At 59.3% G+C, this 25235-nt stretch carries 22 protein-coding genes, 1 tRNA gene and 1 pseudogene; 16 read left to right on the forward strand and 8 right to left on the reverse strand.

Going from position 1 to position 25235, the window contains the following annotated elements:
- The first annotated feature begins 175 nt into the window (after window positions 1-175).
- The 3 genes from GS_RS07030 (at window position 176) to GS_RS07040 (ending at window position 4281) form a co-directional block, all read left to right on the forward strand.
- Window positions 176-2833: a PAS domain-containing hybrid sensor histidine kinase/response regulator gene (locus tag GS_RS07030; protein ID WP_081461260.1), complete on the forward strand. Its 2658-nt coding sequence runs from the start codon at window positions 176-178 to the stop codon at window positions 2831-2833.
- A gap of 226 nt (window positions 2834-3059) precedes the next feature.
- Window positions 3060-3455: a response regulator gene (locus tag GS_RS07035; protein WP_010942063.1), complete on the forward strand. Its 396-nt coding sequence runs from the start codon at window positions 3060-3062 to the stop codon at window positions 3453-3455.
- Between the two features lie 43 nt (window positions 3456-3498).
- Window positions 3499-4281 carry a 4Fe-4S binding protein gene (locus tag GS_RS07040; protein ID WP_010942064.1) on the forward strand — a complete coding sequence of 261 codons (783 nt, stop codon included), beginning with the start codon at window positions 3499-3501 and terminating at the stop codon, window positions 4279-4281.
- Window positions 4282-4399: 118 nt separating this feature from the next.
- On the opposite strand, the gene GS_RS07045 is transcribed toward GS_RS07040, so the two are convergent.
- The 3 genes from GS_RS07045 to GS_RS07055 all read right to left on the reverse strand — a co-directional run bounded on the left by GS_RS07045 (window position 4400) and on the right by GS_RS07055 (window position 5332).
- Window positions 4400-4486 (reverse strand) — tRNA-Leu (locus GS_RS07045).
- An 83-nt stretch (window positions 4487-4569) separates the two neighbouring features.
- Window positions 4570-4995, reverse strand: a complete 426-nt coding sequence (locus tag GS_RS07050) for a response regulator (protein ID WP_010942065.1) — start codon at window positions 4993-4995, stop codon at window positions 4570-4572.
- Window positions 4982-5332 (reverse strand): hypothetical protein, encoded by a 351-nt coding sequence (locus GS_RS07055; protein ID WP_010942066.1) that lies wholly within the window; start codon window positions 5330-5332, stop codon window positions 4982-4984. The genes GS_RS07050 and GS_RS07055 overlap by 14 nt, the downstream gene beginning before the upstream one ends.
- A gap of 210 nt (window positions 5333-5542) precedes the next feature.
- On the opposite strand from GS_RS07055, the gene GS_RS07060 reads away from it, so the two are divergent.
- The 7 genes from GS_RS07060 (at window position 5543) to lgt (ending at window position 12434) form a co-directional block, all read left to right on the forward strand.
- The gene (locus GS_RS07060; RefSeq protein WP_010942067.1) at window positions 5543-5971 is read left to right on the forward strand and encodes a helix-turn-helix domain-containing protein; all 429 of its coding nucleotides are present in this window, start codon (window positions 5543-5545) and stop codon (window positions 5969-5971) included.
- Window positions 5972-5982: 11 nt separating this feature from the next.
- A complete protein-coding gene (locus tag GS_RS07065) occupies window positions 5983-6774 on the forward strand; it encodes a TlyA family rRNA (cytidine-2'-O)-methyltransferase (protein WP_010942068.1) in 792 nt (263 codons plus the stop codon).
- Window positions 6775-6787: 13 nt separating this feature from the next.
- A complete protein-coding gene (locus GS_RS07070) occupies window positions 6788-7918 on the forward strand; it encodes a metallophosphoesterase family protein (RefSeq protein WP_010942069.1) in 1131 nt (376 codons plus the stop codon).
- Window positions 7918-10092: an ATP-binding protein gene (locus GS_RS07075; RefSeq protein WP_010942070.1), complete on the forward strand. Its 2175-nt coding sequence runs from the start codon at window positions 7918-7920 to the stop codon at window positions 10090-10092. The genes GS_RS07070 and GS_RS07075 overlap by 1 nt, the downstream gene beginning before the upstream one ends.
- Window positions 10070-10414 carry a histidine triad nucleotide-binding protein gene (locus GS_RS07080; protein ID WP_010942071.1) on the forward strand — a complete coding sequence of 115 codons (345 nt, stop codon included), beginning with the start codon at window positions 10070-10072 and terminating at the stop codon, window positions 10412-10414. The genes GS_RS07075 and GS_RS07080 overlap by 23 nt, the downstream gene beginning before the upstream one ends.
- 24 nt (window positions 10415-10438) lie before the next feature.
- The gene (locus GS_RS07085; RefSeq protein WP_010942072.1) at window positions 10439-11002 is read left to right on the forward strand and encodes a DUF4124 domain-containing protein; all 564 of its coding nucleotides are present in this window, start codon (window positions 10439-10441) and stop codon (window positions 11000-11002) included.
- Between the two features lie 649 nt (window positions 11003-11651).
- Window positions 11652-12434, forward strand: a complete 783-nt coding sequence (gene lgt, locus GS_RS07090; protein WP_010942073.1) for a prolipoprotein diacylglyceryl transferase — start codon at window positions 11652-11654, stop codon at window positions 12432-12434.
- Window positions 12435-12442: 8 nt separating this feature from the next.
- Here lgt and GS_RS07095 read toward each other — a convergent pair whose 3' ends face one another.
- The 5 genes and pseudogenes from GS_RS07095 to GS_RS07115 all read right to left on the reverse strand — a co-directional run bounded on the left by GS_RS07095 (window position 12443) and on the right by GS_RS07115 (window position 18417).
- Complete coding sequence (locus GS_RS07095; RefSeq protein ID WP_010942074.1) at window positions 12443-12892, reverse strand: ATP-binding protein; 450 nt, start codon at window positions 12890-12892, stop codon at window positions 12443-12445.
- Between the two features lie 11 nt (window positions 12893-12903).
- Window positions 12904-13239 (reverse strand): STAS domain-containing protein, encoded by a 336-nt coding sequence (locus GS_RS07100; RefSeq protein ID WP_010942075.1) that lies wholly within the window; start codon window positions 13237-13239, stop codon window positions 12904-12906.
- 106 nt (window positions 13240-13345) lie between these two features.
- Window positions 13346-16595 (reverse strand): annotated as a pseudogene (locus GS_RS07105) (SpoIIE family protein phosphatase).
- Window positions 16592-16849 (reverse strand): hypothetical protein, encoded by a 258-nt coding sequence (locus tag GS_RS07110; protein WP_010942077.1) that lies wholly within the window; start codon window positions 16847-16849, stop codon window positions 16592-16594. Before GS_RS07110 ends, GS_RS07105 begins: the two are co-directional and overlap by 4 nt.
- Window positions 16834-18417: an AAA family ATPase gene (locus GS_RS07115; protein ID WP_010942078.1), complete on the reverse strand. Its 1584-nt coding sequence runs from the start codon at window positions 18415-18417 to the stop codon at window positions 16834-16836. The genes GS_RS07110 and GS_RS07115 overlap by 16 nt, the downstream gene beginning before the upstream one ends.
- A gap of 282 nt (window positions 18418-18699) precedes the next feature.
- On the opposite strand from GS_RS07115, the gene GS_RS07120 reads away from it, so the two are divergent.
- The 6 genes from GS_RS07120 to GS_RS07145 are packed head-to-tail and all read left to right on the forward strand — an operon-like array spanning window position 18700 to window position 25234.
- Entirely contained in the window at window positions 18700-20421 is a 1722-nt protein-coding gene (locus tag GS_RS07120) for a tetratricopeptide repeat protein (RefSeq protein ID WP_010942079.1), read from the forward strand.
- Complete coding sequence (locus GS_RS07125; protein WP_010942080.1) at window positions 20418-22034, forward strand: peptide-binding protein; 1617 nt, start codon at window positions 20418-20420, stop codon at window positions 22032-22034. Before GS_RS07120 ends, GS_RS07125 begins: the two co-directional genes overlap by 4 nt.
- A 1-nt stretch (window position 22035) precedes the next feature.
- Window positions 22036-23016, forward strand: a complete 981-nt coding sequence (locus GS_RS07130; RefSeq protein ID WP_010942081.1) for an ABC transporter permease — start codon at window positions 22036-22038, stop codon at window positions 23014-23016.
- A gap of 3 nt (window positions 23017-23019) precedes the next feature.
- Entirely contained in the window at window positions 23020-23868 is an 849-nt protein-coding gene (opp4C, locus tag GS_RS07135; protein WP_010942082.1) for an oligopeptide ABC transporter permease, read from the forward strand.
- A gap of 26 nt (window positions 23869-23894) precedes the next feature.
- Window positions 23895-24419: a hypothetical protein gene (locus GS_RS07140; protein WP_010942083.1), complete on the forward strand. Its 525-nt coding sequence runs from the start codon at window positions 23895-23897 to the stop codon at window positions 24417-24419.
- A gap of 20 nt (window positions 24420-24439) precedes the next feature.
- Complete coding sequence (locus GS_RS07145) at window positions 24440-25234, forward strand: M48 family metallopeptidase (RefSeq protein WP_010942084.1); 795 nt, start codon at window positions 24440-24442, stop codon at window positions 25232-25234.
- The last annotated feature ends 1 nt before the right edge of the window (window position 25235 follow it).

Raw genomic sequence — 25235 nt, forward strand, 5'->3', positions numbered from 1 at the left:
TTGAGTAGAAAACGGCGTCAGTGGAACCAGTAAACAGGTTGCGATGGGGCAGGACTGGTCGGCAGGGTTGAAAGGGAGGAAAAGGCAAAAAGTTGGCACTTGCATGGGCATCCTCATATTTATCACGTATAATTCGATGAAAAGGTAGTCTTGCCGGCTGAGTCCGAGAAGAACAATGACGCAAGATATCATTCTGAGACAGGCCCATATCGAGGCGTTTGAAGACCTTCCGGTGCAGGTCGCCGTGTGCGATACCGAGTACGGGATCGTCTGGGCGAACAAGGCGTACCGGGAGGCCGTGGAGCTTTCCTTACGGGCACTCGTGGGCAGGAAGTGCTATTCCGTACGGGGGATGGGCGTTCCGTGCCGCAACTGCCCGGCGGCTATCGCCGTGGAGGCCGGCACGCCTTCTGACGCGGAGTTGATCCAGCCCCGTCCGGAACACTGCCCGGGACCGCCGGGGACGTGGCTGACAACGGCTTCGCCGCTACGGGATGACAACGGTGCCGTTGTCGGCGTAGTGGTGCTGACGTTTAATGGAGTGCAGACCGGGGCTTCAGACGAGCGGCTGCGTCTGTTCACGGAGCATGCGCCTGCCGCCCTTGCCATGTTCGACCGGGAGATGCGGTATCTTGCCGTGAGCCGGCGCTGGCGCGAAGACTACGGTCTTGGAGACGGCGATATTCTCGGCATGTCTCACTATGATATCTTCCCGGAAATCGGAGAAGAGTGGAAGTCCGTGCATCGCCGCGGCCTCGCGGGGGAAGTTATCCGCGTCGAAGAGGATTGCTTCGTGCGGGCTGACGGCCGAACTCAGTGGCTGCGATGGGAAGTGCGTCCCTGGTACGAGGGGGAAGGCCGAGTGGGGGGCGTCGTCATTTTTACCGAAGACATCACCAGAGCCAAGGTGTCCGAACGCGAATTGCGTCTGGCGCGGTTCTGCATGGACGAATCGGCCATTGCCATCTTTTCGGTGGCCGAGAATGGCCGCATTATCGATGCGAACCGTCGAGCCTGCGAGGGGCTCGGCTATTCACGGGACGAGCTCTGCTCCCTGACGGTCTTCGATATTGACCCGACGTTCAGCGATGATAGTTGGCTCAGGCACCGGGCGAACATCCGCGAGCGCGGCTCCGGTACCATAGAAACCCTCCACCGGCGCAAGGACGGTAGCGTTTTCCCGGTCGAGATCACTGTCACCTATCTCGATTTCGAAGGAGAACGGTTCTCTTTCTCCTTTGCCCATGACATCACCGAGCGTAAGCAGGCCGAGGCTGCCGTGCGGGAGAGCGAGGAAAAATTCCGGAACATTTTCCAGGATCATGCCGCGGCAAAGCTGATCATTGACCCAGAAAGCGGCGCCATCGTCGATGCCAACAATGCTGCAGCGCTCTTTTACGGCTGGTCTGTGGCCGAACTGTGCGGCATGAAGATTTCCAAAATCAACACCCTTCCTTTCTCGCAGGTGAAAGAAGAGATGGACAAAGCCCGGAATTCCGGGAATACGCGGTTCGAATTCCAGCATCGAAAGGCTGACGGCAGCATTGTCGATGTCGAGGTCTACAGCAGCAAAGTCCGCATCGGAGGCAAGGAGTACCTGCATTCGATCATTCACGACATCACCGAAAAACGCAAGCTGGGAGACCAGCTCCGGCAGGCCCAGAAGATGGAGTCAATCGGTACCTTCGCGGGAGGTGTCGCTCACGATTTCAACAACATCCTTACGGTTATCACGGGGTGCGGTTCAATGCTGCGACTGAAGCTTGAGCAGCACCCCCAGTTCCTGCCCCTGCTCGATCAGATCCTCAAATCATCTGAAAAAGCGGCAACCTTGACGCGAAGCCTCCTGGCATTCAGCCGCAAACAGGTCATCGTACCGAAACAGCATGATTTGGCGGAAATTGTTGCGGATATGGAGAAATTCCTCCAACGGATCATCGGAGAAGATATCGATTTGAAATTCTCCCTGCCGAGCTACGGATTGCCGGTTTCCGTGGACCAGGGCCAGATTGAGCAGGTCATCGTCAATCTGGCGGCCAACGCTCGCGATGCCATGACGGAAGGTGGGATGCTGGCCATAGGCGCGGACATGGTGCGGCTCGACACGATTTCAGCGTCCCTCCACGGCTGCCGTCCGGGAGACTATGCCCTGCTTACCGTTACCGACAGTGGGATCGGCATGGATGACGCAACAAAGGAGAAAATTTTCGATCCCTTCTTCACAACCAAGCCGGTCGGCAAGGGGACGGGCCTCGGTCTGGCCATGGTTTACGGCATCATCAAGCAGCACGATGGGGTGATTACGGTTTATACCGAGGTGGGAAGGGGTACCACATTCCGGATTTATCTTCCCCTGGCAGCCGGTGCGCGGGAGCATGCCGATGCGACGCCGGTTTTCCCGGGGGGAAACGAAACCATTATGCTCGTGGAGGATGATGAATCCGTGCGAACCACCACGGCGGATATTCTGACAATGTTCGGCTACCGTGTTGTGACCGCGGGGGACGGGGCAGAGGCCATCGAACGGTATCGTGCGACCGGAGAGGATATAGCCTTGGTGATTCTTGACGTCATCATGCCGCGGATGAATGGCCGCCAGGTCCATGACGAGCTCCTAAAGATCAACCCGGCTGTGAAGGTCGTCTATACGAGCGGCTACACTGCCGATCTGATCGAGAACAAAGGAGTTCTCGACGCCGGTATCCAATTCGTTCCCAAACCGCTCCTCCCCCAGGACATTCTCACGGCAATCCGTCGGGTGCTGGATGGCCGTGAGGTGCTGCCAAGCCTGCATCATGAGCATGAGCCGGCCGAGGTAGAACCTCAGTCGTAGTGCCCCGCGACCTGAGTTCTACGGAAACACTCTTCGATTGAACAAACAAAAAAACGAATTATAGTTAAGGTTGTGTCCCGTGCGGCCGGCACTAACCGTACTTCCGGTGCCGGTCCCGTCTGTGCCGATGGTGCTATGCCCGCTCCATGGAATTTCTGAGCGGCACAATCCACTCGGGGCGTGAGCGGCCTGATGGACTCTCATCTTATGTTAGCGGAGTGAACTGATGCAAAACGACCAGTGTCGCGGCAGGGTCCTGGTGATGGACGATGACGAAGATATCAGGATGATCGCGGGCTTTTACCTTGAACGGTGTGGGTTTTCCGCCGACTTTGCCGAAGACGGCAAACAGGCCGTGGAACTGTACGGCACCGCCCTTTCGCAGGGCAGGCGTTATGCGGCGGTGATCATGGATTTATCCGTCCCCGGCCGAATGGGGGGGCTTGAAGCCATTGCCCGGATCACGGAAGTCGATCCGAATCTGATAGCCTTCATATCGAGCGGCAGCACGGAATTCCTCGATCAGGTGGAGATGGAACGTCTCAGCATTCGGGGAATACTGCCGAAACCGTTCAGGGAAAATGACATCTCACAGCTGATCGAGGCCATCGGGACACCATGAATTACTGCGCAGAATCACGCCAATCATACGAAAGAAGGTCTCTATGCCGGTCACGACTCACCTGATTTATTTCTCCCCCACCAGCACCACGAAAATGATCGTCGAACAGATTGCCGAGGGCATTGGCGACACGAGTGTTGCACACCATGACCTAACCCGGTTGAAAGGTGGGCTCGATCTGCGGCTTGATGACGGTCTTGCCGTTATCGGTGTCCCGGTTTACGCGGGGCGGGTGCCGGAAATCTGTCTGGAGCGACTGGGTGGTTTGTCGGCGTCCGGCGTTCCCGCCGTGCTGGTTGTCCTGTACGGCAACCGCGCGTTCGAGGATGCGCTGATCGAATTGCGGGATGTCGCTGTTGCCAAAGGATTTACGGCGATCGCTGCCGGCGCGTTTATCGGTGAACATTCGTATTCGACGACTACCCAACCGATTGCCGCCCATCGCCCGGACCCGGCCGACCTGGCAAAGGCGCGGGAGTTCGGATGGCTCATCGCCCGCCGACTGCGTGCCGGCATCGGTCTGGCAATGCCGGTGATTCCCGGCGACGTGCCCTACAGGGAGCGGCCGCCGCTGGGCGGTGTCGCGCCGGAAACCGATCCCGGGCTCTGCACCCTGTGCGGTACCTGCGCCGCCCTGTGTCCTACCTTTGTCATCAAGGTGGATGACAGGGTCCTGACGAGCGCGGAAGGGTGTCTGAAGTGCTGTGCTTGCACAAAAGGCTGTCCCGCAGGGGCCAGGACGCTGCATCACCCCACGGTTGAAACACGGTGCGAGATGCTGGTCAACCAGTGCAGCGAGCGGAAAGAGCCGGCATTGTTCCTGTAGGGGGTGCAGCAGGTCCGGATCAGGGCCTTTCGCATGCGGTGGTTCTGACCACGCAGTAATGTGTGGTAACCAGAAAGAAAAAGGGGTCAGCACCACAGTTGCTGACCCCTTGTTTTTATGGTGCCGAAGACTGGACTCGAACCAGCACACGGTTGCCCGCACAAGATCCTGAATCTTGCGTGTCTACCAATTCCACCACTTCGGCGTTGGACTTGAACTTATAGCACCCCCCATTCAGGTTTGCAAGCACTTTTTTCGAGTGTGACGCTTCGCCGCCCTTACTCACCATCACTTGCCGATTGAGTCTGCGTTCAATACTTCATGAAGTGCGGCAAAGAGATGCGGGAAGTTGAACGGCTTACCGAAGACCTGTCGGATGCCGGCCGATTGCGCCTGGGCCTGGATGCCGGGGTAGATGTGGCCCGTGCCCATGAAAACCGTTAGTTCCGGCTTGAGACGACGGGCCCGGTGTGCCAGCTCGAAACCGTTCATGAGCGGCATGTTCTGGTCGGTGATCATGACGGCGCACGTATTGTTCGCGAGCAGTTCCAGTGCTTGGGAGCCATTCTCCGCGCAGATAACGTCGATGCCCTCGTTTTCGAGAACGAGCCTCACGAAAATGAGAATATCGCGATCATCGTCCACAACAAGTACGCGAGCCCTCGCAGGCGCCGCAAGATGGCGGCTGCCCATCAGCAGTTTATTGTGTTTCATGGGGGTCTCCATTGCCGGCACTGGGGGCCGACTCCATGGGTGCGTTGTGGATGACGGGGACCGGTTCTTTCAGGCGATACCCGACTCCGATTGTGGCGACAGGGGGTCCGTGGAGCTGAATCAGTCCCAGCTCTTCGAGCCTCCTGCACATGAATGTCAGTCGTCCGGGCGGATGGATCGGGCCAAGCGCCTCCTCAATGACACTGTACGGAAGGAGTCCACGTCCGTTGGTGCCGGCCGCTGCCAGAAAAAGCACATACAGCCTGAAATCGCCTCCGGAGAGGAGGGCATTGGTGCCCGTCTCATACAAGGCCTTGAGCAGGAAGCGTTTGTCCACGATACCTCCGGATATGGCGATTGAAGTGATGATGTGATAAATAATCCTTAATGTCAATGACAAATACGACTGATAGTCATATTGTTAATCGCATTGACACATGGGGGTGAAAGGGGGTATATCAAACGTGCGTCAGGGTGTGCATAAACCCGCGTCTGGTCGGAATTCTCCGTGGGTTCCAGTACCTGATCGAGCCGCTGGGAGTTGCCGTTGAACTGTAATATAGGACATGCGCTGAAAAGGCTTAGAAGCGAGCGTGGGCTGACCCAGAAGGATCTGGCGGCGCTGGTGAGTGGTGGCCTCGACTATACCTATATCGGTAAGATCGAGCGAGGCGAGCAGCTGCCGTCGTTGAAGATTCTGATCGGCATAAGCGAGGCACTCGGTGTGCCCGTGGGCATCTTCTTCGGAGGCGAGTCGGCTGCCGAGGCTGCGCGGCTTCGGGTGGTCCAGGCCGGTAAGGCGGGGGAGCTGGAGAAGGAACTGCGCGTGCTCCATCCGGACGACCTGCCCCTTGTGGTTGAAATTGTCCGTCTGCTCAACCGGCATCGGAGGGCGGAACGGAAAAAAGCATATCAAACGCCGGCGGGTTCTCTTCCGCTGGCCGCCGAGGACGGCCCCTCGTACAGCAAGCCGTAGAATTTCAGCCCATGACAGCCTCATCAACGTTGAACACCGCAAAAAGCAGGGAGCGCCTCGACAAGCTTCTGGTCGACCGGGGGCTTGTCCAGTCGCGGGAACGAGCCCGTGCGCTCATCATGGCCGGTCAGGTGGTGGTGAACGATCACCTGGCGGATAAGGCCGGGCTCCAGGTTCCGGTGGAAGCCGAAATCCGGCTCAAGGGGGAGGACATTCCTTTTGTGAGCCGGGGTGGCCTTAAGCTCGCGAGGGCATTGGAGGAGTTCGGTATCGATGTCGCGGACATGACCGCCATTGACGTGGGTGCTTCCACCGGCGGCTTCACCGACTGCCTGCTCCAGCGCGGTGCCCGGAAGGTCTATGCCGTTGACGTGGGGTACGGTCAACTGGCCTGGAAGCTGCGCCAGGACTCGCGCGTGGTGAATCTGGAAAAGACGAACATCCGCTATCTGGAACCCGGCGCTCTGCCGGAGACACCCGGCTTGGCAGTGATCGATGCGTCCTTCATTTCACTCGACAAGGTCCTGCCCTCCACCCTGCGCCTTATCGGGGAAGAGGGTGTCATTGTCGCCCTCATCAAACCCCAGTTCGAGGTGGGACGGGGAGAGGTCGGCAAGGGCGGCGTGGTGCGCGACGAGGAGAAGCACCGCCGGGTGATTGCCGACGTCGTGGCCCTTGCAGAAGGATTGGGCCTGATGGTTCTCGGCGTTACCGAGTCTCCCATTCTCGGGCCCAAGGGAAATCGTGAGTTTCTGATCCACCTTAAAAAGGCGGTTGGGGAGACCCCGCCCCATAACCGGTAATCCGACATCAGCCATGCCCATCCGATTCCTCCATACCGCCGACCTGCATCTCGACTCGCCCCTGCGCACGTTCGGCGACCTTGCCCGTGAGCGCCGTCGCGACTTCCTGAAGACCTTCGACCGGATCGTAAATCTTGCCATCAAGCGAGAGGTGGACTGCATCCTGATAGCAGGTGACCTGTTCGACTCCACATCGGTTGGCGCCGAAACGGTGGGGCGCGTGCAGGATGCCTTTTCCCGGCTGGCGGGGCGTGGGGTGCAGGTCGTCCTGATCCCCGGCACCCACGACAACATCATCTCGGCGGAGAGTGTCTACAGCCGCTACCAGTTTACTGGCGTTCATATTCTACGCGAACCGGCGGTGGATGAGCCGTTGCGGCTGGACATTCGTGGCGAGGCAGTGTTTTTCTACGGTTTTGCCTATCGCTCGGACCGTTCGCGGGAAGCCCTCGAATCCATGCGTCGCCGCTCCGGCGACGGCATCCATGTGGGACTTCTGCACGGCTCCCTCAAGGGAAATCCCGAGTGGGAGATGCGCAAGAAGGACATTCCCTTTTCCGTGGCCGATCTGGTCGCGCTCGACCTGGACTACATCGCGCTCGGCCACTACCATGACGCCGCCTGCCTGGAAGAGGGGGGGCGCGTCATTGCCTGTTATCCCGGCTCGCCGGAGGGGAAAAAGTTCGGCGAGAACGGTCCGCGTTACGCCTTGATCGTGGAGGTGGCGCCGGGCAATGCCTCGGTTGAACGGGTCGAGGTGCAGACGCGGATCATCCGGGAGTTCAACGTCGACGCCTCGCTCTTTGCCGAGCCGGCGGCCCTTGAAGCGGAACTGGCACGTCTTGGCACTTCCGATACCGTCGGGCGCATCAGGCTGTGCGGGACCGTGGAAGAACCCCTGGACACGGCCAATCTGTCCGGGCGGGTCAAAGGGAACTTCGCCTGGCTCGAGCTGGTGGACGAAACCGATCTTTACAATAGCGGTCATGTGAAGCGGATGGAGCGGGAGGACTCGATCCGGGGCCTTTTCATCCGCAAGATCCATGAACGATACGACGCAGCAGGTTCCGACGCCGAACGCGAACTGTGCCGCGACGCCCTCAGGCTCGTCATGGGGCGGTTCAGTCGTGGAGGGGGGAATTGATGCTCTGGATCAGTCGGGTCGAACTCCCCGCATTCGGCCGGTTCAGGGGGGCGTCGTTCACCTTCAGGCCGGGCATGAACCTGGTTTACGGCCGCAACGAGGCGGGCAAGTCGACGCTTGTGTCGGCAATTTCCGGAACCATCTTCGGTTTTCGCAAGGAGCGCGATCGTTTCGTGCCCTGGACAGGCGGCGAACGGTGTGAGGCTCGGGTGAGTTTCACTTACAACGGCCGTGAAATGACCATTGCCCGCGACTTTCTCTCCGACCGCGTTCAAGCGATAGAGCGCGACGGGGAGAGGACCCTCTGGCGTTTCGAAGGCAAGGTTTCCCCCCTGGGCAGAAGCAGCGAGCGCGAGGAATACCTGGCGAAGATTGAAGACGTGTGGGGATTTGCGGAAGGGGACATTTTCCGCAATTCAGTCTACGTTGGGCAGCGCGACCTGCGGATCGAGGGCGATGCGGGGCTGACCACCCGCATCAAGCAGCTCCTGTCGGGATTTGCCGAACTCGATTACGATGCGGTGGTGGAGAGCCTGGAGAAGGAACTGTTCGAGTTGACCAAGCGCCCCGGCGGTCGTTCGCGAGACCGGGAGCTGGAAGAGGTTCGTGCGCGTATGGCAGTCCTGGCCGAGCAATGGCGCGAGGCGAGCCGTGCCGTGTCGGAGCTTGCAGCCCTGGATGGGACGTTGGCCGAGTTGCGGACCGCCGTGGCAACGGGACGAGAGGATCTGGAAAAGGGAAAGCGTTATCTGGAGCGGGTGAGCAGATATCACGAGGCTGCCGCCCGGGAAGAGGCGCTTCGCAAGGATTATGACCGCATCCGGGCTGAACGGGAAAAGGTTGAGGCGCTCACGGCAAAGAGACAATCGGTTGAAGAGCGGCTTGCATCCCTGGGCGAGGCGGCAGGACTTCCCGACGGGTTTGCCAGGACCCTGGAAGCGTGGGTAGACGGCTCGGAGCGGTTGACGGCGCTTGAGAGGGAGCTGGCGGGCCTGAGCGCCGACCGGACGCACGCCGGCTCCGTCCTGCAGGTGCCGATGCTGATCCTGGCTCTCCTGCTTTGGGCGGGCGCTACGGGGGCGTGGTTTTTGCTGCCCCAGGCATGGTTGCCCCTTGCCGGGGGCGCCCTCGTCATCACGGTGTTCCTTTTTGTGCGAACCGTGCGCGCCGGTCAGGCTCGATCAGCCGAGATGGCCCGCATTCAGGGGCGCATCGACGGTCTCTCCGCCGATGCGGTCAGGCTCCGGGAAGAGCTCGACCGGACCGAGGCTGAGCTGGAAAAGCGGCTGGGAACATTCGATCCTCTGCGGGTCAGCGATATTCTGCGCGAAATTGACCGCGCCGCGGAGGTGAGGGGGGAATTGGCCCGGATAGAGAGTGCCCTTGGGGTCCTTCCGCCACTGGAGAGCATAAGGAGCCAGGAGGTTGAGCTGGCCCGGGAACTGGCCGTGACCCGTGAAGGCATGGAGACTCTTATCGGGCGGGGCTTCCCGGTCATGTCCCCCCGTGAGTACGCTGAGGCCGAGGAGAAGATGCGGCGGCTGGAGAGCGAGGTGGCCGAAAAAGAAAGACTCTGCCTCGCCAAGGAGCAGGAATTGGCGGTTATGCGCCGGGGGAGCCTTAACCTGGAGGCCATTGCGGAAGAGGACGAGGAACTGAAGTCCCGCGAAACCCGCCTTGTGCGTCGGGTGGAGGCGCTACGGCTCGCGGTCGACCTCCTGCGCGAGACCCTTGACGAGTATCGGGCCACTTATCTGTCGCGCCTCGGCAGCGAGATCAACGGAAAGCTGTACAATCTCACTGCCGGCAGATACCGCGAGGCGATTCTGGATGACGGTTTTGCGCTGTCCATCGGCGTCGAAGGGACTCCTCGCCCGGTGGGCGCCCTGAGCTGCGGCGCCCAGGATCAGGCCTATCTCGCCACTCGGCTCGCTCTTGGCGGAATCCTTTCCCGTAGCCGAAAATTGCCTTTTCTTCTCGACGACCCTTTGGTACATTTCGACGAAGAGCGCAGGGCCGCGGCTCTGGCGGCGCTTAACGTCGCAGCCTCCGATCACCAGGTAATCCTCCTGGTCCACGATGAACGCTACCTGAAGGCACGGGGGGCGGATCTCTGGCACCGGGTCAAGATCGACACGAAAGGACAGCAGGATGGACAGCTGCATCTTCTGTAAGATTGTCGACGGGACGATCCCCGCGAAAAAAGTATATGAAGATGAGGATATGGTCGCCATTGAAGATATCAATCCCGTGGCCCCCCATCACCTTCTCCTGATACCGAAAAAGCACGTGGTCAATGCCCTTGACCTTACCCCGGAGGATGACCGGCTCGTGGGCCGCGTGTTCCGTGTTGCCGCGGAAATCGCCCGCCAGCGTGGCGTCGACGAGCGGGGCTTCAGGATTGTTCAGAATTCCAATGCCGACGCCGGGCAGTCGGTCTTCCACATTCACTTTCATCTTCTGGCCGGCCGCCACCTGGGATGGCCGCCGGGATAGCGTTCCACGAGAGGGGGACAATTGATGAAAAGCATAATGGTGCTGCTCCTTGTCGCTGTTCTGGTCCAGCCGGCCTTGGGTGAGACCTACCGATGGATAGATGAGCGGGGAACCGTGAATTTCACTGAGGATCCAGGCAAGGTCCCCAAAAAGTTCCGCAAGAAGATGACGGTCATCTCCGATCCCGGTTCCGTGGCGCCCGAGTTTACCGAATCGGTGGAGGAGGGCGCACAGCTGAAGGCGCCGGCGGAAGGGCAGGGTACTCCGTCGCAGGGGACGTCCGAGCCGCAGGAAAAACAGGCTCAGCAGCCCGAGAAAGTGAAAAAGCCGGTTTACGGCGGCAAGTCGGAGGACGTCTGGAAGGCTGAATTCGGCAGGCTCAGGAACGATATTCAACTCTACGAGAATGAACTCGCCGACCGGAAGGCAAAGCTGGCCAATCCCACCAAAATGAGCCGCGGCGAATACCTGGGAACTCAGACTGAAGTGAAGCGGATCGAGGAAAAACTGGCTGGACTCAGGGAGAAACTTGCGATTCTGAAAGAGAGCGCCGCCAAGGCGGGGGTCCCGTTGGAGTTGCGTAAATAGACAACCCACGCCCAGGCCCGTGTGGTGACAGTTACTTCATATTAGAAAAGCCCGGAGATACTGCCTCCGGGCTTTTCACTGTAATTGACGTTCAGCGGGGATGCTTTCCCATATCCGTCGGTGAAAGCCGTTGCTACGCTGCGATGAACGCTCTTTGGCGACCGTTCGTTGCGGGCTGAAGCTCGTGCTTCCCCTTTTTGTGGCGGTTGCGACGCGCCTGACGGATGAGAGATACACGCAAGGCGCCATTCCCTGAACGCCAATTAGTTTCTTGCTCCGGGACAGCCGTATACCGCTGGACCCTCTGACCTTGTGAACAGATTCCCCCGGGGAAACGTTTCAGGCTTGCCCATCGCTGCGGCCATGCTCATCACGCCTGGACCCGGATGCGTAAATGATTTGATTATCCGTCAGGTCCCTCAACCGGTCAGTACCTGCTTCCCAGAGCAATTTTCAAAGACCTTTTAGTATGAATTGTAAACGCCTTCTCTGGGCTGTCAAGTCGGAGGGCGATAAAAATTTATTCAAGTATATCAAGGTGATATAGGCATGGTTTATCGTGAGGGAATGCTGTTGCCGGTGGCGCGTCAATTGACAGTACACCCCCCGTCTGATAGGTTAGGTGAACTTCGAATTCAAGAGGAGCGACATGCAGTTCCCGCATATTGACCCGGTCTTTTTCCGTCTCGGGCATCTGGAGTTCCGTTGGTATGGCCTGATGTACATCCTCGGGTTCATCGCCGCCTACTTTATTGTCAGGCGCGCTGCCGGCCGTCGCGGTCTCGCCCTGACCCAGGACGACGTTGCCGATGTGATCTTCTCGCTGGCGATCGGCGTTATCCTCGGCGGCCGTCTGGGATACATTCTCTTCTATAACCTGTCCTACTACCTCTCCCACCCGCTCAAGCTGTTCGCCGTGTGGGAGGGAGGCATGTCGTTTCACGGCGGTCTCCTGGGCGTGATCCTGGCAGGTGTGTACGTGGCACGGCAAAAGAAAATCGGCTTTCCGGTGCTGGCCGACATCTGTGCGCCGGCGGCACCCGTGGGGTTGGGGCTCGGCAGGCTCGGCAATTTCATCAACGGTGAGCTTTACGGCAGGGTGACCGACGTGCCGTGGGGAATTATTTTCCCCGGTGGCGGCGGAGTGCCCCGGCATCCGTCGCAACTTTACGAAGCGGTGCTGGAGGGGCCGGTGCTCTTTCTGATCCTGATGGCTGTGGGGAGGCGGGAACGTCCGGCTGGCGTGGTGTTCTGGACCTTCATTGCGTTCTATGGCTTGTTCCGGTTCCTGGTTGAGTTTTTCCGGGAGCCCGACGCCCAGCTGGGGCTTCTTGCCGGACCCTTTTCCATGGGGCAGTTGCTAAGTTTTCCCATGTTTCTTCTGGGGTTGACCATGGCCGTCCTTGTTTCACGTAGAAAGGTCGGACCATAGGCCAGAAGTCATTTGGGCAGGGGGGGGAAAGAGGTGCGCAGGCATTTCGTCATCTCGAGCACGTTGCCGTCGGCAATCTTGGTGTAGCGAACCGTGTCCATGAGCGACTTGATGATGAAGATGCCCCGGCCCCGATCCTCCAGGGTGTCGAAGTCGGGAGCCGGGATCGTGTTGATGTCGAATCCCTGCCCTGAATCGTAAACCCGGATCATCAGATCCTGGTCCGATATATTGATGTAGATGTGGACCATCTTGTCGGGATCGCCGGCATTCGCGTGTTTGATGGCATTGACCATGGCCTCGGTGAGGACGAGGTTGATATGGTATGCCAGCGTTTCCCGATCGCCGTCGTAGCGGTCCAGCTCCTTGGCAATGTCCTCGCCGATCCTTCCGATGAGGCTCAGGTAGCGCGTCTGGTTCGGTACCTTGATGTCGACCTCGATCTCGTTTTTGTCCATCCCGCTCACTCCTAGAAGTTTTCCACCGCTTCCGCCGTAGAGCCGAATATTTCAAATACCCGGTGGAGCCGGGTCAACTCGAACATGGATTTGACCTGGGGCTGGAGACTGGCAAGTTTAAGGCTCCCCTGGTGGGAGATTGCGTTCTTGAAGCCGGATACCAGGGCACCCAGCCCCGAGCTGTCGATGAACCGTACTTCGTTCAGGTCCACGAGGATGTTCTTCGTTCCCGACGTGAAAAGCTCCTGCATCTTTGTCTTGAGGTCGCCGGAGTTATGGGCGTCGAGCCGTTCTTCGCGCACGAATATGATGAGAATGTCGTTTTTCGTCTCGATTTTCAGATTCATGGTCCGCTCCTTACTATATGAGTCCTTCATTCTGAAAGACCTGTATGGTTATCTTCTGAAGTATCTTACACCAATTAGTCATCCCCTGCTTGCATTTTCATGAAATTCACCCTTCCAGGATCTTGAGGACAACCATGGAGATGTCGTCGTCGATGACGGTACCGCCGCTGAATGATTCAACCTCGGCGAGGATGACGTCGATGATTTCGTCGCTCCTTCTGTCGCTCGTGGCTGACAGGAGCGTACAGAGCCTTGAGGACCCGAAAAATTCCCCATCAGGATTCCGAGCCTCCGTAATGCCGTCGGTGTAGAGAAGAACCACATCGCCGGGCTGGAGCTCAATCTGCTTCTCTTCGAATTCAACCCTGCGCTTCACTCCCAAGATGAGCCCCTCGGCGTCGAGCTCCATGCATGCGGTTTGACCGTTGCGGAAAATCAGCGGAGGGTTGTGCCCGGCATTCGCGTAGGAAAGCAGACGACGACGGGTGTCGTAGCGGATGTAGAACATGGTGATGAAGAGTTCCGCGCCTGAGAGATCGTCGTGAAGAAGCTCGTTGAGGGTTTCGAGGATTTCGCCGACGCTGCGGTCGGAACGCGCCTGGGCGCGCAGGACGCTGCGGGTTTCAGCCATGATGAGGGCTGCGCCGACGCTGTGACCGGAGACGTCGGCAATGACCATGTCCGCCCCGGACTCGCCATGCTGGAAATAGTCGTAATAGTCTCCTCCAACGTGGGTGGCCGGCTTGCACCGGCCCGCCACGGCCATGCCGGGGGAGAGTCGGCGGGGCCGAGGGGAGCAGCGAGAGCTGGATCTGCTTGGCGATTTCCATCTCCTTGACTACGCGCGCATTCTCTAGAAGGATGCGCTCCTTCTCTTCCCGCTCGCGCTCCTTCGCTTCCATTTCCGTGACGATTTTTACCGCCTGGGCCAACTGGCCGGCAAGGCTCTCCAGAAGGTTCAGGAAGGGCTCGTTGAACAGGCCGACGATGGTTCTGGAGAAGACGGACAGGATCCCGAAGGGGGGTTCCCCTTTGCGGGAGATGGGAATGTGGGCAAAGGACTTGATCCCTTCCTTCTGCATCAGTTCCCTGGTAAGCGGCTTGGTCATGTACTGGGTGTCGTTCACGAACTGAAGCCGATTGCTCAGAAACGCCTCGCCGATGTAGGTTTCGATCTCCGGCTCCCAATCTTTTCCGGCGATGCCGGCAATCCCCTTGCCGCTGTAGCTTCTGACCCGCAACACTCCCTTTTCGTCCACCAGCCGAATGACGGCAAGATCGAGCTTGAACTCCTTCAAGAGCAGGTTGAGGAGATCATCCATGATGATCTGCAGGTCAAGGGTCCGGTTCATGATCTCGGAGGCCCGGAGTCGTACATAGAGCGCTTCGCGGCTTTCGGCCAGGGATGCCTGGACGGTGCTGAATATGTCGTAGACCGGTTCCATGCGCGAACCGAGATCCGACAGATAGCTCTCCACGATGGCCCCCGCTGCGGCTGCCCCCACGGAGCCGGCGAGGGTCTTTTCCGTGAACCGTTTCAGCTTGGGCAGCTCGAACTCCGAGACCCCTCCCTGGGCGTCGATCTCGCGCGAGCCCACGTACTCGGTGATTGCCGCGTGGGCCTGCTGGTCGCCGATGAACTTTGACATGAGATTAACGAACTGCATGATGGTCACGGGCTTCGACATCCGCTTGGTTTCCCAGGGGACGCCGTTTTTCCGTGCCGTGAATACGTCGACGAACTTTCGCACCTGCTCTTTTTCCCGGTCCTTCTGGCGAAGGACGATGGACAGGGTCAGGTATCCCCCGACATTGAAAAGGAGGCTCCAGAAGAGGGAATGGGTCCAGATGTCGAACCCTGCGAGGCCGAAGAGCTCCGTCGGCTTGAGCAGGGTTATGCCGAAGGGGCCCTGGTCGAGAATTGCGCGGGGAAGCCATCCGGATATGATGATGGACGGCAGGAGAAGGGTATAGAACCAGAAAATGAAGCCAAGGACGATGCCGGTCAGGGCGCCGGATTTGTTCCCCCTGCGCCAGTAGAGTCCTCCCAGGAGAGCGGGGCCGAACTGTGCCGCGGCAGCGAAGGAAATGAGCCCCATGTTCACGAGCATGAACGTTTCGCCAACTACGGTCTGATAGATATAGCCGAGAAAAACCACGACAAAGATGCAGAGTCGCTTCAGGTTGATGAGCATGGTGGGAAACCAGGGGCGAGGCTTGAGTTTCACCACGATGGGCATCAGGAGGTGGTTGAGGAACATGGTGGAGATGGCGACCGACTCCACGATGATCATGCCTGCGGTTGCCGAAAAACCTCCCAGAAAGGCCAGGAGGGCCAGCCAGGAGTGGCCGGTCTGGAGAGGAAGGGTAAGTACGAAGAAGTCGGCGCCCAGGACGCCGCCGGTCTGGAGTATCCCCCCCAGCGCGATGGGCATCACAAAGAGGTTTATCAGGAACATGTAGGCGGGGAAGAGCCACATGGCCTTCTTGATATGCTCCTCGTCCGAGTTCTCGATGACCATTACGTGGAACTGGCGGGGGAGGAGCATGATGGCACCCATGGAAAGGTAGAGCGTCGTGAACCAGCGAGCGTGGGAGGTTGTGGAGGAGCCCCCAATGGTGGTCAGATTGTCCAGCAGGTGGCCCTGGGCATCGATGCGGGCGAAGATGTCGCCGAAACCGTTGAACATTCCGTAGGTCACGTAGATGCCCACAGCCATGAAGGCCACGAGCTTGACGATGGACTCTACGGCAATTGCGGCGACCAGTCCCTCGTGGCGTTCGGTGGAAACCAGCTTGCGGGCGCCGAAGATGACGCTGAAGGCGCTCAGGATCACCGCGGCAAAAAAGTTGGTGTGGAGCGAAACCGGGTAGTTGGTGTGCAGAAGCGGGAGTTGGACGTAAGGGTAGCCGCAGATGATGTCGAAGGTGGTTGAGACCGCCTTGAGCTGGAGTGCTATATAGGGCATGATCCCTACGATGGCGATGACCGTAACCACAGCGCCGAGCCACTGGGATTTCCCATAGCGGGAGCTGATGAAGTCGGCGATGGACGTGATGTTGTTTTCCTTGCAGATCCGCACGATCTTGCGCAGAAAAAACCACCAGGAAAAAGCGACCAGCGTGGGCCCCAGGTAGACGAGCAGGAAGTCGATTCCCGTGGTCGCGGCCTTGCCGACGCTGCCGTAGAACGTCCAGGACGTGTGATAGACGGCAATGGAAAGGGCGTAGACCAGAGGATTGGCAATAACGCTCCGGCCCTCTTCCTTTTTCTTGTCGGCGTAGTACGCCACCGTGAAGAGGAAGACAATGTAGAGCAGCGATATGCCGACCACCAGTTCGATGCTGAGGATCAACGGTGATCTCCTTCGTCGTGGTCGTCATCGGGAAGATCAATGGCCTTGGTGAAGAGGTAGATGACGAAGATGGAAACCACCCACCCGGCCTGGAAATAGAGGTACAGCTGCGGAATGTTGAATATCCGCCACGGTTTGTTGAATATCTGGGTGAAGGGGTAATTCATCATGATGATCCCCAGCACAAAGAAGATCACCCATGATTCCCTGAGTCGCAACCGCTTGAGGATGGCGCCGTTCAGCTTTTTCCACATGGCAGCAGCTCCAGTCCGTGGAGCACCTTGTCAACCATGGCTGACGCGGTGTCCGACGTGTCGATGCACAGGAGGTTTCCCTCCTGGTCCGAGGGGGGATCGAATTCGTCTTTTTGCCGGAGGTAGACCTCCCAAGTCCCGTCCGAGGGCTCGCTCCTGTCTTTCTGTCGCGAGTTGAGCCGGCTGCGGATTGTCGGCTCGGGGCAGACCGCATGCAGGATGACGAACGTCGCGCCGGCGTCCCGTGCCAAAGCCCCGAACCGTTCCCGGTCGGCGCGCCGGCGGAAGGTGGCATCCACAACGATGCTGCGGCCGCCCTCCAGGGCTACCCGCGCCCGGCGTTCCAGTTCCCCGTATGTCAGCAGCGAGAATCGGTCCGTATAAATCCCTGCGCCGTAATCTTGGTCCGGCCGCTCCGTGGAGCGTAGTCCCGCAAGCTCCTTTCTTACCACATCGGAGGAGGCGATTTCCAGCCCCAGGTCCAGGGAGAGCTCCCGTGACAGACGGCTTTTTCCTGTGCCGGTTAGTCCGCAGGTAATGAAAAGGGTTGGCGGAAGTCCCTGCCTCACCGCATAGCCCCGTGCCAGGCGAAAGTACCGGGATGCCCGTGCCGCGGCTGCCTGTTTTTCGTTTTCCGGTATCTGCGGATCAGAGAGCCGCATGCTCTCCACTTTACCCCGGACAAAGGCCCGATACACCTTGTAGAAGTCGATCATTTCAACGACGCTCGCATCGTTGGTGATCCGCGTGTACTCGTCCAGGAAAGCGGCTCCCAGATCAGGTCGGAGGACGAAGTCGAAATCCATGAGCAGGAAGGCGATGTCTGCCGCAGTGTCGCCGTAGCGGAACCGATTGTTGAACTCGATGCAGTCGAAAATGCAGACGCGGCCGTCGGCGCCGAGGCAGATATTTTCCATGTGAATATCGCCGTTGCCGTCGCGGATGCGGCCGTCCCCGACCCGCGCGGCAAAGAGGTCGACCCGCTCCGCCATGAATCGTTCGACCCATCCTCTGATGAAGTCGTGATCCCCCGCGCTCAGAGTGATGCCGCAGTAAGGGCGAGTCTGCTGGAAGTTCTCCACCCAGTTGGCATTGATAGTGGCGAGGTCGCCGAACGCATCTATTTCAGAGCTGTGTTCCGCCTCCAGGTGAAAGGTGCCGACAACGCGCGCCACAGCCCGGATCTCCGGCTCTCCGGCCAGGCCGGCCGAAAGCAGCCGGTCGAGCATGCGGTCCGCCGGCAGCCGCTTCATTTTGACCGCGTGATCGATGACCTGTCCTTCGCCGACGAACGCGGCTCCGGCCGGAGTATCACGCACCTCTGCCACGCCGAGATAGATGTCAGGGCAGAGCCTGCGGTTGAGGCGAACCTCCTCTTCGCAGTAGAAACGGCGCCGATCCGGGGTTGAAAAGTTGAGGAAGCCGAAGTCTACGGGTTTTTTTACCTTGTAGGCGAAGTTGTCGGTGAGAAAGATGTAGGAGACGTGGGTCTGGACCAACTCCACGGAGCCGGTCGGATCCGGGTAGGCGGAAGGCTTCAGCAGTGACCGAACGTGGTGTTGTTCCATACCGCTTCCATGGGAAGAAAAGTTATGTCAACAGTACCACAAACCCCGGTCGGTGCAAGGTTCCGGAGCCCAGAGAAACATTTGACGGTGTGGGGTTAATGTGCTAGCTTTCTTCCAAGGTTGCAGGCATGTTTCCTCCGGTGTCGACTGTCTTTAGGACGGTGCGGATCACGACTTCAGGATCATTCCACGACAACGGAATCCATTGTGTGGCGAGTGGGGCTTCGGCTGCCTCCGTCCATCGTCGCGTGCCCGCGACCGACCGTCACGGCAGGTGTCTCCATGAATACGACAACCGTTGCAGCGCTCTTGACCCTTTTTCTTGTTATTCCCGGCTGCGCTACCAGTGGAGCGGTAGGAGCGCTGCCCGTCAATGAGGCGAGTTTCAAGCCGACTGTTGACATTGCCGGGTCGCGCGCCCTGTATATTTTCGCCAGGGCGCGGCTGCAGCTGCTGGAAGGGGACGTGGACGGAGCCCTGACGCTGCTCAACGGTGCCATCGAAGCAGATCCGGGCTCAGCATATCTCCACACTGCGGTTGCTGAGATCTACATGAAGACGGGGCGGGCCGAAGACGCACTCAAGGCGTGTGAAAATGCCATCAGGCTCGATCCTTCGTACCGTCAGGCCCGACTGCTGGCCGGTGCCATTCTGGCCAGTCTCAAGCGCGATAGAGATGCGGTTCCCCATCTGGAAAAGGCTATCGAGCTCGATCCGTCTCGGGAAGAGGCCTACATTCATCTGGCCGTATCCTACCTGAAGCTGTTCGAGTACGAGAAGGCGGTAAATACGCTCAAGTCCCTCGTTAAGGTCAAGCCCGAATCATCCCTCGGTTACTATTACCTGGGCAAGGCTTACGACCAGATGAAGCTCCAGAAGGAGGCCGCCAACTATTACAAGAAGGCCATTGAACTGAAGCCGGACTTTGAGCAGGCCATCATCGAATTGGGGATCGTCCAGGAGGGAATGGGGCTCCACGATGAGGCCGTCGCTACCTATAAGAGCCTGCTGGATATCAATCCTTACAATCTGAACGTCCTGCAGCATCTGGTTCAGATTTACCTGCAGCAGCAGGAGTATGATGAGGCGCTTCCCCTCCTCAAGGGACTCAAGGAAAAGGGGATCGGCGGGTTGGAGACGTCACGCAAGATCGGTCTCATCTACATGGAGAGCGAGCGGTACGACGAGGCAATCGCCGAATTCCGGGACATTCTGGAGCGTGAGCCCAATGCCCTGCAAGTCCGCTTCTATCTGGCGACCGCCTTCGAGGAAAAGGAAGAGTACGACCGGGCGCTCGAAGAGTTCGGCCGGATACCTCCCGGCTCCTTCAACTATTTCGAGGCCGTCGGGCACATGGCGTTCATCCACAAGGATATGGGGAATCCCGAAAAGGGGATTGCCGTCCTGAAGGATGCCATCGCCGCATACCCGAGCCATCTGGAGCTTCACCTCTATCTGGCTGGTCTGTACGAGTCTCTTGATCACTACACCGAGGGCTTGGCGGTGCTGAAGGCGGTGGAAGGGGATTTCGGGGGCGATCCGCGCCTGCACTTCCGCATGGGCACCCTTTACGACAAGATGGGGAACAAGGATGAGTCCATCGCCCGGATGAAAAAGGTGCTGACCATCGCGCCGGATGATGCCCAGGCGCTGAACTACCTGGGGTATACCTATGCGGAGCTCGGCATAAAATTGGACGAGGCGTTGCAGTATCTCAGAAAGGCGGTTGAACTCCGCCCCAACGATGGTTTCATCCTCGACAGCCTCGGCTGGGTCTATTTCAAGCTGAAGCGTTATGATGAAGCCGTGCCGCTCCTGGAACGAGCGACAAAGCTTGTGGACGACGATCTCACCATTATGGAGCATCTGGCCGACGCCTATGCGGCCCGGCGCGAGCATCGCAAGGCCCTTGAACTCTACCGGAAGATCCTGGAAACGGAGCCCGGCCGCAAGGATATCATCGAGAAGAAGCGCAAGGTCAGGGGGGAGAGCCAGGAAAAATGACGTTCCGGTGGATCGGCTGCCTTCTTGCCCTGCTGTTGATCGTATCGTGCAGCGGCGAAGACCGCGCGAGAGCCCCTGCCGTGCGCGGACCGGGTACGCCCGCTTACGGTGACGCCATCGTGGTGGGTACCATTGGCGAACCGTCGAACTTGCTTCCTCTGCTGGCGTCCGACTCGGCATCCCACGAGGTGGCGGGCAATATCTTCAACGGCCTTGTCCGTTACGACAAGAACCTGAACCTGGAGGGGGAACTGGCCGAGTCGTGGCAGGTTTCTCCCGACGGCCTCACCATCACTTTCCATCTCCGCAAGGGGGTGAAATGGCACGACGGCGTGGAGTTCACCTCCCGTGACGTGCTCTACACCTACCGGGTGACGGTGGATCCGAAGACCCCCACTGCGTACGCCGAGGATTTCAAGCAGGTCAAGACCGCCGAGGCACCCGATCCCTACACCTTTCGCGTCACCTATGCCAAGCCGTTCGCCCCTGCGTTGGCCTCCTGGGGGATGGGAATTCTCCCGGCTCACCTGCTGGAAGGGAAGGACATCACCAAGAGTGAACTCTCCCGTCGTCCCGTCGGAACCGGGCCCTACCGGTTCAAGGAATGGGTCGCCGGTCAGAAGATCGTCCTCGAATCCAATCACGACTACTACGAGGGCCGCCCGTACATTGACCGTTACATCTACCGGATCATCCCCGACAATTCCACCATGTACCTGGAACTCAAGGCAGGCGGCGTGGACCTGATGGGACTCTCGCCGGTCCAGTATGCCCGGCAGACGGATACCCCCGAGTTTCGTTCCCGCTTCGCCAAGTACCGCTATCCGGCCTCGGCCTACACCTACCTGGGGTACAATCTGAAAAATCCGCTTTTTGCCGATCGTCGCGTGCGCCAGGCCATTGCCCATGCCCTCAGCAAGGACGAGATCATTCACGGTGTGCTCCTGGGGCTCGGCCAGGTGGCGGTGGGCCCCTTCAAGCCGGGGACCTGGGCCTACAATCCCACGGTGCGCGACCCGGGCTATGACCCGGTGCGGGCGAGGCAACTGCTTGCCGAGGCGGGGTGGCGCGCAACCGGGCCCGACGGCATCCTGATGAAGGACGGCAAGCCGCTGAGCTTCACCATTCTGACGAACCAGGGCAATGACCAGCGGCTCAAGACCGCCCAGATCATCCAGCGCCGGCTGCGCAAGGTCGGGATCGACGTGAAGATCCGGGTGCTGGAGTGGGCGTCTCTCCTGACCAATTTCATCGACAAGCGGAATTTCGATGCCCTCATCATGGGGTGGACGATCCCCCAGGATCCCGATCTCTTCGATGTCTGGCATTCGAGCAAGACCGGTCCCAAGGAACTGAATTTCGTCGGCTTCAAAAACGATGAGGTGGACCGCCTGATCGAGGAGGGGCGCCGCACTTTCGACCAGGAGAAGCGCAGGCGCTGCTACTGGCGCATCCAGGAGATTCTGGCCGAGGAGCAGCCCTACACCTTTTTGTACGTCCCCGATGCCCTGCCGGCGGTGAGCGCCCGGTTCAGGGGAATCGAGCCCGCGCCGGCCGGCATCATGTACAACTTCATCCGTTGGTACGTGCCGAAAGAAGAGCAGGTGCACTAACATGGCCGCCTACATCTTCAAGCGACTCCTGGCAATGATCCCGTTGCTGTTCGGGATCACCCTCATTACCTTCGTGGTGATCCGGCTCGCCCCCGGGGAGCCGGTGGAGGCGATGACCGCCATGAGCCCCAAGATCACCGCCGAAACCCGCGAGCGGCTCCGGGAGTTCTACGGACTCGACAAGCCGCTCCATGAGCAGTACGTTTCCTGGGTCGGCCGCATCGTTAAGCTCGACTTCGGCCGCTCCTTCGCCCCGGACAACCGGCCGGTGACCGACAAGATCGCCGAGAGAATACCGGTGACCCTCTCCCTGAACATCATTGCGCTGATCCTTGAATTCGGTCTCGCCATCCCCATCGGTATCTTTGCCGCCACACACCGGGACACGATCTATGACAAGGGAATAACCCTCTTCGTCTTTCTCGGGTTCGCCGTGCCGACCTTCTGGCTGGCGCTGCTGCTGATGTATTTTTTCGGGGTGAAACTGGGGTGGCTTCCCATTTCGGGGCTCCACTCCCTGGGGAGCGAGAACCTTTCACCCCTGGCATGGTTCGCGGATATGGTAAAGCACTTGGTGCTGCCCGTGTTCGTGGCCACTTTCGGCAGTCTGGCGGGGCTGTCGCGCTATATGCGCTCGAACATGCTGGAGGTGATCCGCCAGGACTATATCACCACGGCCCGGGCCAAGGGGTTGTCCGAGCGTGTGGTCATTTACCGCCACGCCCTGCGCAACGCACTGCTGCCCGTCATCACGCTTCTGGGTTTTTCCCTGCCGGGGCTCATCGGAGGGAGTGTCATCTTCGAGACGATTTTCGCCATCCCGGGCATGGGACAGCTCTTCTACCAAGGGGTCATGGCCCGCGACTATCCGCTTGTCATGGGGATTCTCGTCATCGGCGCGTTCCTTACGCTCATCGGTAACCTGCTGGCCGATGTCTGCTATGCCATGGCCGATCCGCGCATCCGGCACGGAAGGGGGTAGGGGATGGCCTACCGCGACAGCTGGTTCCATACGGTCTTCTGGAAACGTTTCCGGCGCAACCGTTTCGCCCTGGCCGGCGGCGTGGTTGTGGTGGTGCTCTTTGCCATCTCGTTCCTGGCTCCCTACATCGCCCCCTGGGACCCGGACGCCATCGACGCCTACCGCGTTCTGCTCCCGCCGTCGGCCGAACACTGGTTCGGGACCGACGAACTGGGGCGGGACGTCTTTACCCGTGTCATCTACGGAGCCAGGATCTCGCTCAAGGTGGGATTCGTATCAGTAGGCATCGCCGTGGTTATCGGCACGGTGCTCGGTCTCGTCTCCGGATTCTACGGCGGGCTTGTCGATACGATTATCATGCGGTTCGTGGACATCATGCTCTGCTTCCCCACGTTTTTTCTCATCCTCGCGGTGATCGCCTTTCTGGAGCCGTCTATCTGGTACATTATGGCCATCATCGGCCTCACGGGCTGGATGGGAGTGGCCCGGCTCGTGCGGGCCGAGGTCCTGTCGCTGCGGGAGCGTGATTTCGTGCTGGCTGCCCGCGCCCTCGGCGCATCGGATGTGCGGATACTGCTCCGCCATGTCCTGCCAAACGCCGTATCGCCGGTCCTGGTGTCCGCCACCCTTGGTGTGGCCGGCGCAATTCTCACCGAATCGGCTCTGTCTTTTCTCGGCATCGGGGTCCAGCCCCCCACGCCGAGCTGGGGTAACATCCTCACCTCCGGCAAGGACTACATCGAGTTCGCCTGGTGGCTTTCGCTGTTCCCCGGCGGAGCCATCCTGGTGACCGTTCTGGCCTACAATCTGTTGGGCGAGGGAATCAGGGACGCCCTTGACCCGCGGGTCTGATCTTTTACACAAGCAAAGGTGGTTGCATGACAACATACTATTCACCGGCCGCCGAGCTCGAAGGCGAGCTCGTCATTGATAAGGCCGATTTCGTCATCGCTTCGGTGGAGGACGAGATCCGTGCCGACAACCTCTGCCGCAAGCTTCTCTCGCGGTTCTACTTTTCCCTGCTCGAACAGGGAGTTGATCCCCGGGAAGCCACGCTGCTCGCCAGCGGGGCCGACCATTTCGTTCGCGATTTCGTCATAGGGTTCATGCATCGCAGTCTCTTCGACGATCAACCGGGCATCGTCCGTCGGTTCGGGGGCAACTGGTACATCGTTCATACGGTGGAACCCTCCGTCGGGGAGCTGGCGATCCACCTGGCAGGCGTGCGGGCTTTCTACCGGTTCCTGCTGGAGCGGGACTTGCTGGACGGACCTTTTTTTGAGGAAATAGACCGCGAGTGCTCTGATCTTCCTTATTATGAAGAGCGGATCAAGGCATTCTGGGCCATCGAAGGGGACGGTTATCTCGCCTGGGAGCGGGAGTGCTCGTTGAAACAGTGGTGAACGGATCAAGGAGGATGGCTATGAAGTTGGCGAAATGGTTGCTTGGACCGCTGGCGGCACTGGGTATCCTTGCCGGTTGTGCCACGAGCATGACCGACATCAAGGGTTTCAACATGATCTCCATCGAGCAGGAGAAGGAATTGGGCAACAAGTTTGCCGTGGAGATCGAAAAGCAGCAGCAACCCGTGAACGACCCGGAGGTCCAGCGTTACGTGGACAAGGTAGGCAAGCGGTTGCTGTCCGGTGCCCGGGCAGTGGAATTCGACTACGTCTTCAAGGTGGTGAAGGATGACAGCGTCAATGCGTTCGCCATCCCCGGCGGACGTGTGTATGTGCACACGGGCCTGCTGAAGGCGGCTGACAACGAAACGGAGCTGGCCGGCGTCCTGGCCCACGAGATCAACCATGCGGTCGCCCGTCACGGCACTAGGCAGATGACTCAGGAGTATGGCTATTCTCTGGTCCTTTCCCTTGTCCTGGGGGACAACCCCAACATGTTGGCGCAGCTGGCCGGCCAACTCTTCGGCAAGGCGGGTATGATGTCATACAGCCGGGAATACGAAAACCAGGCAGATTTCCTCGGCGTGGAGACCATGTACAAGGCCGGATATAACCCCAACGGCCTGACGAGCTTTTTCCAGAAGCTGAACGCGATGGACGGCGGTACCCAGAGTAACGTGGCCCGGTTCTTTTCGACCCATCCCCTTACGTCGGAGCGGATTCAACGGGTGCAGGCCGAGATCGCCAAGCTTCCTCCCCAGCGCTATCTGACGGACGAGACGGAATTCAAGAAAATAAAGGGGCGGCTCAAGTAAC

This window comes from Geobacter sulfurreducens PCA (assembly GCF_000007985.2).
Taxonomy (GTDB): Bacteria; Desulfobacterota; Desulfuromonadia; order Geobacterales; family Geobacteraceae; genus Geobacter; species Geobacter sulfurreducens.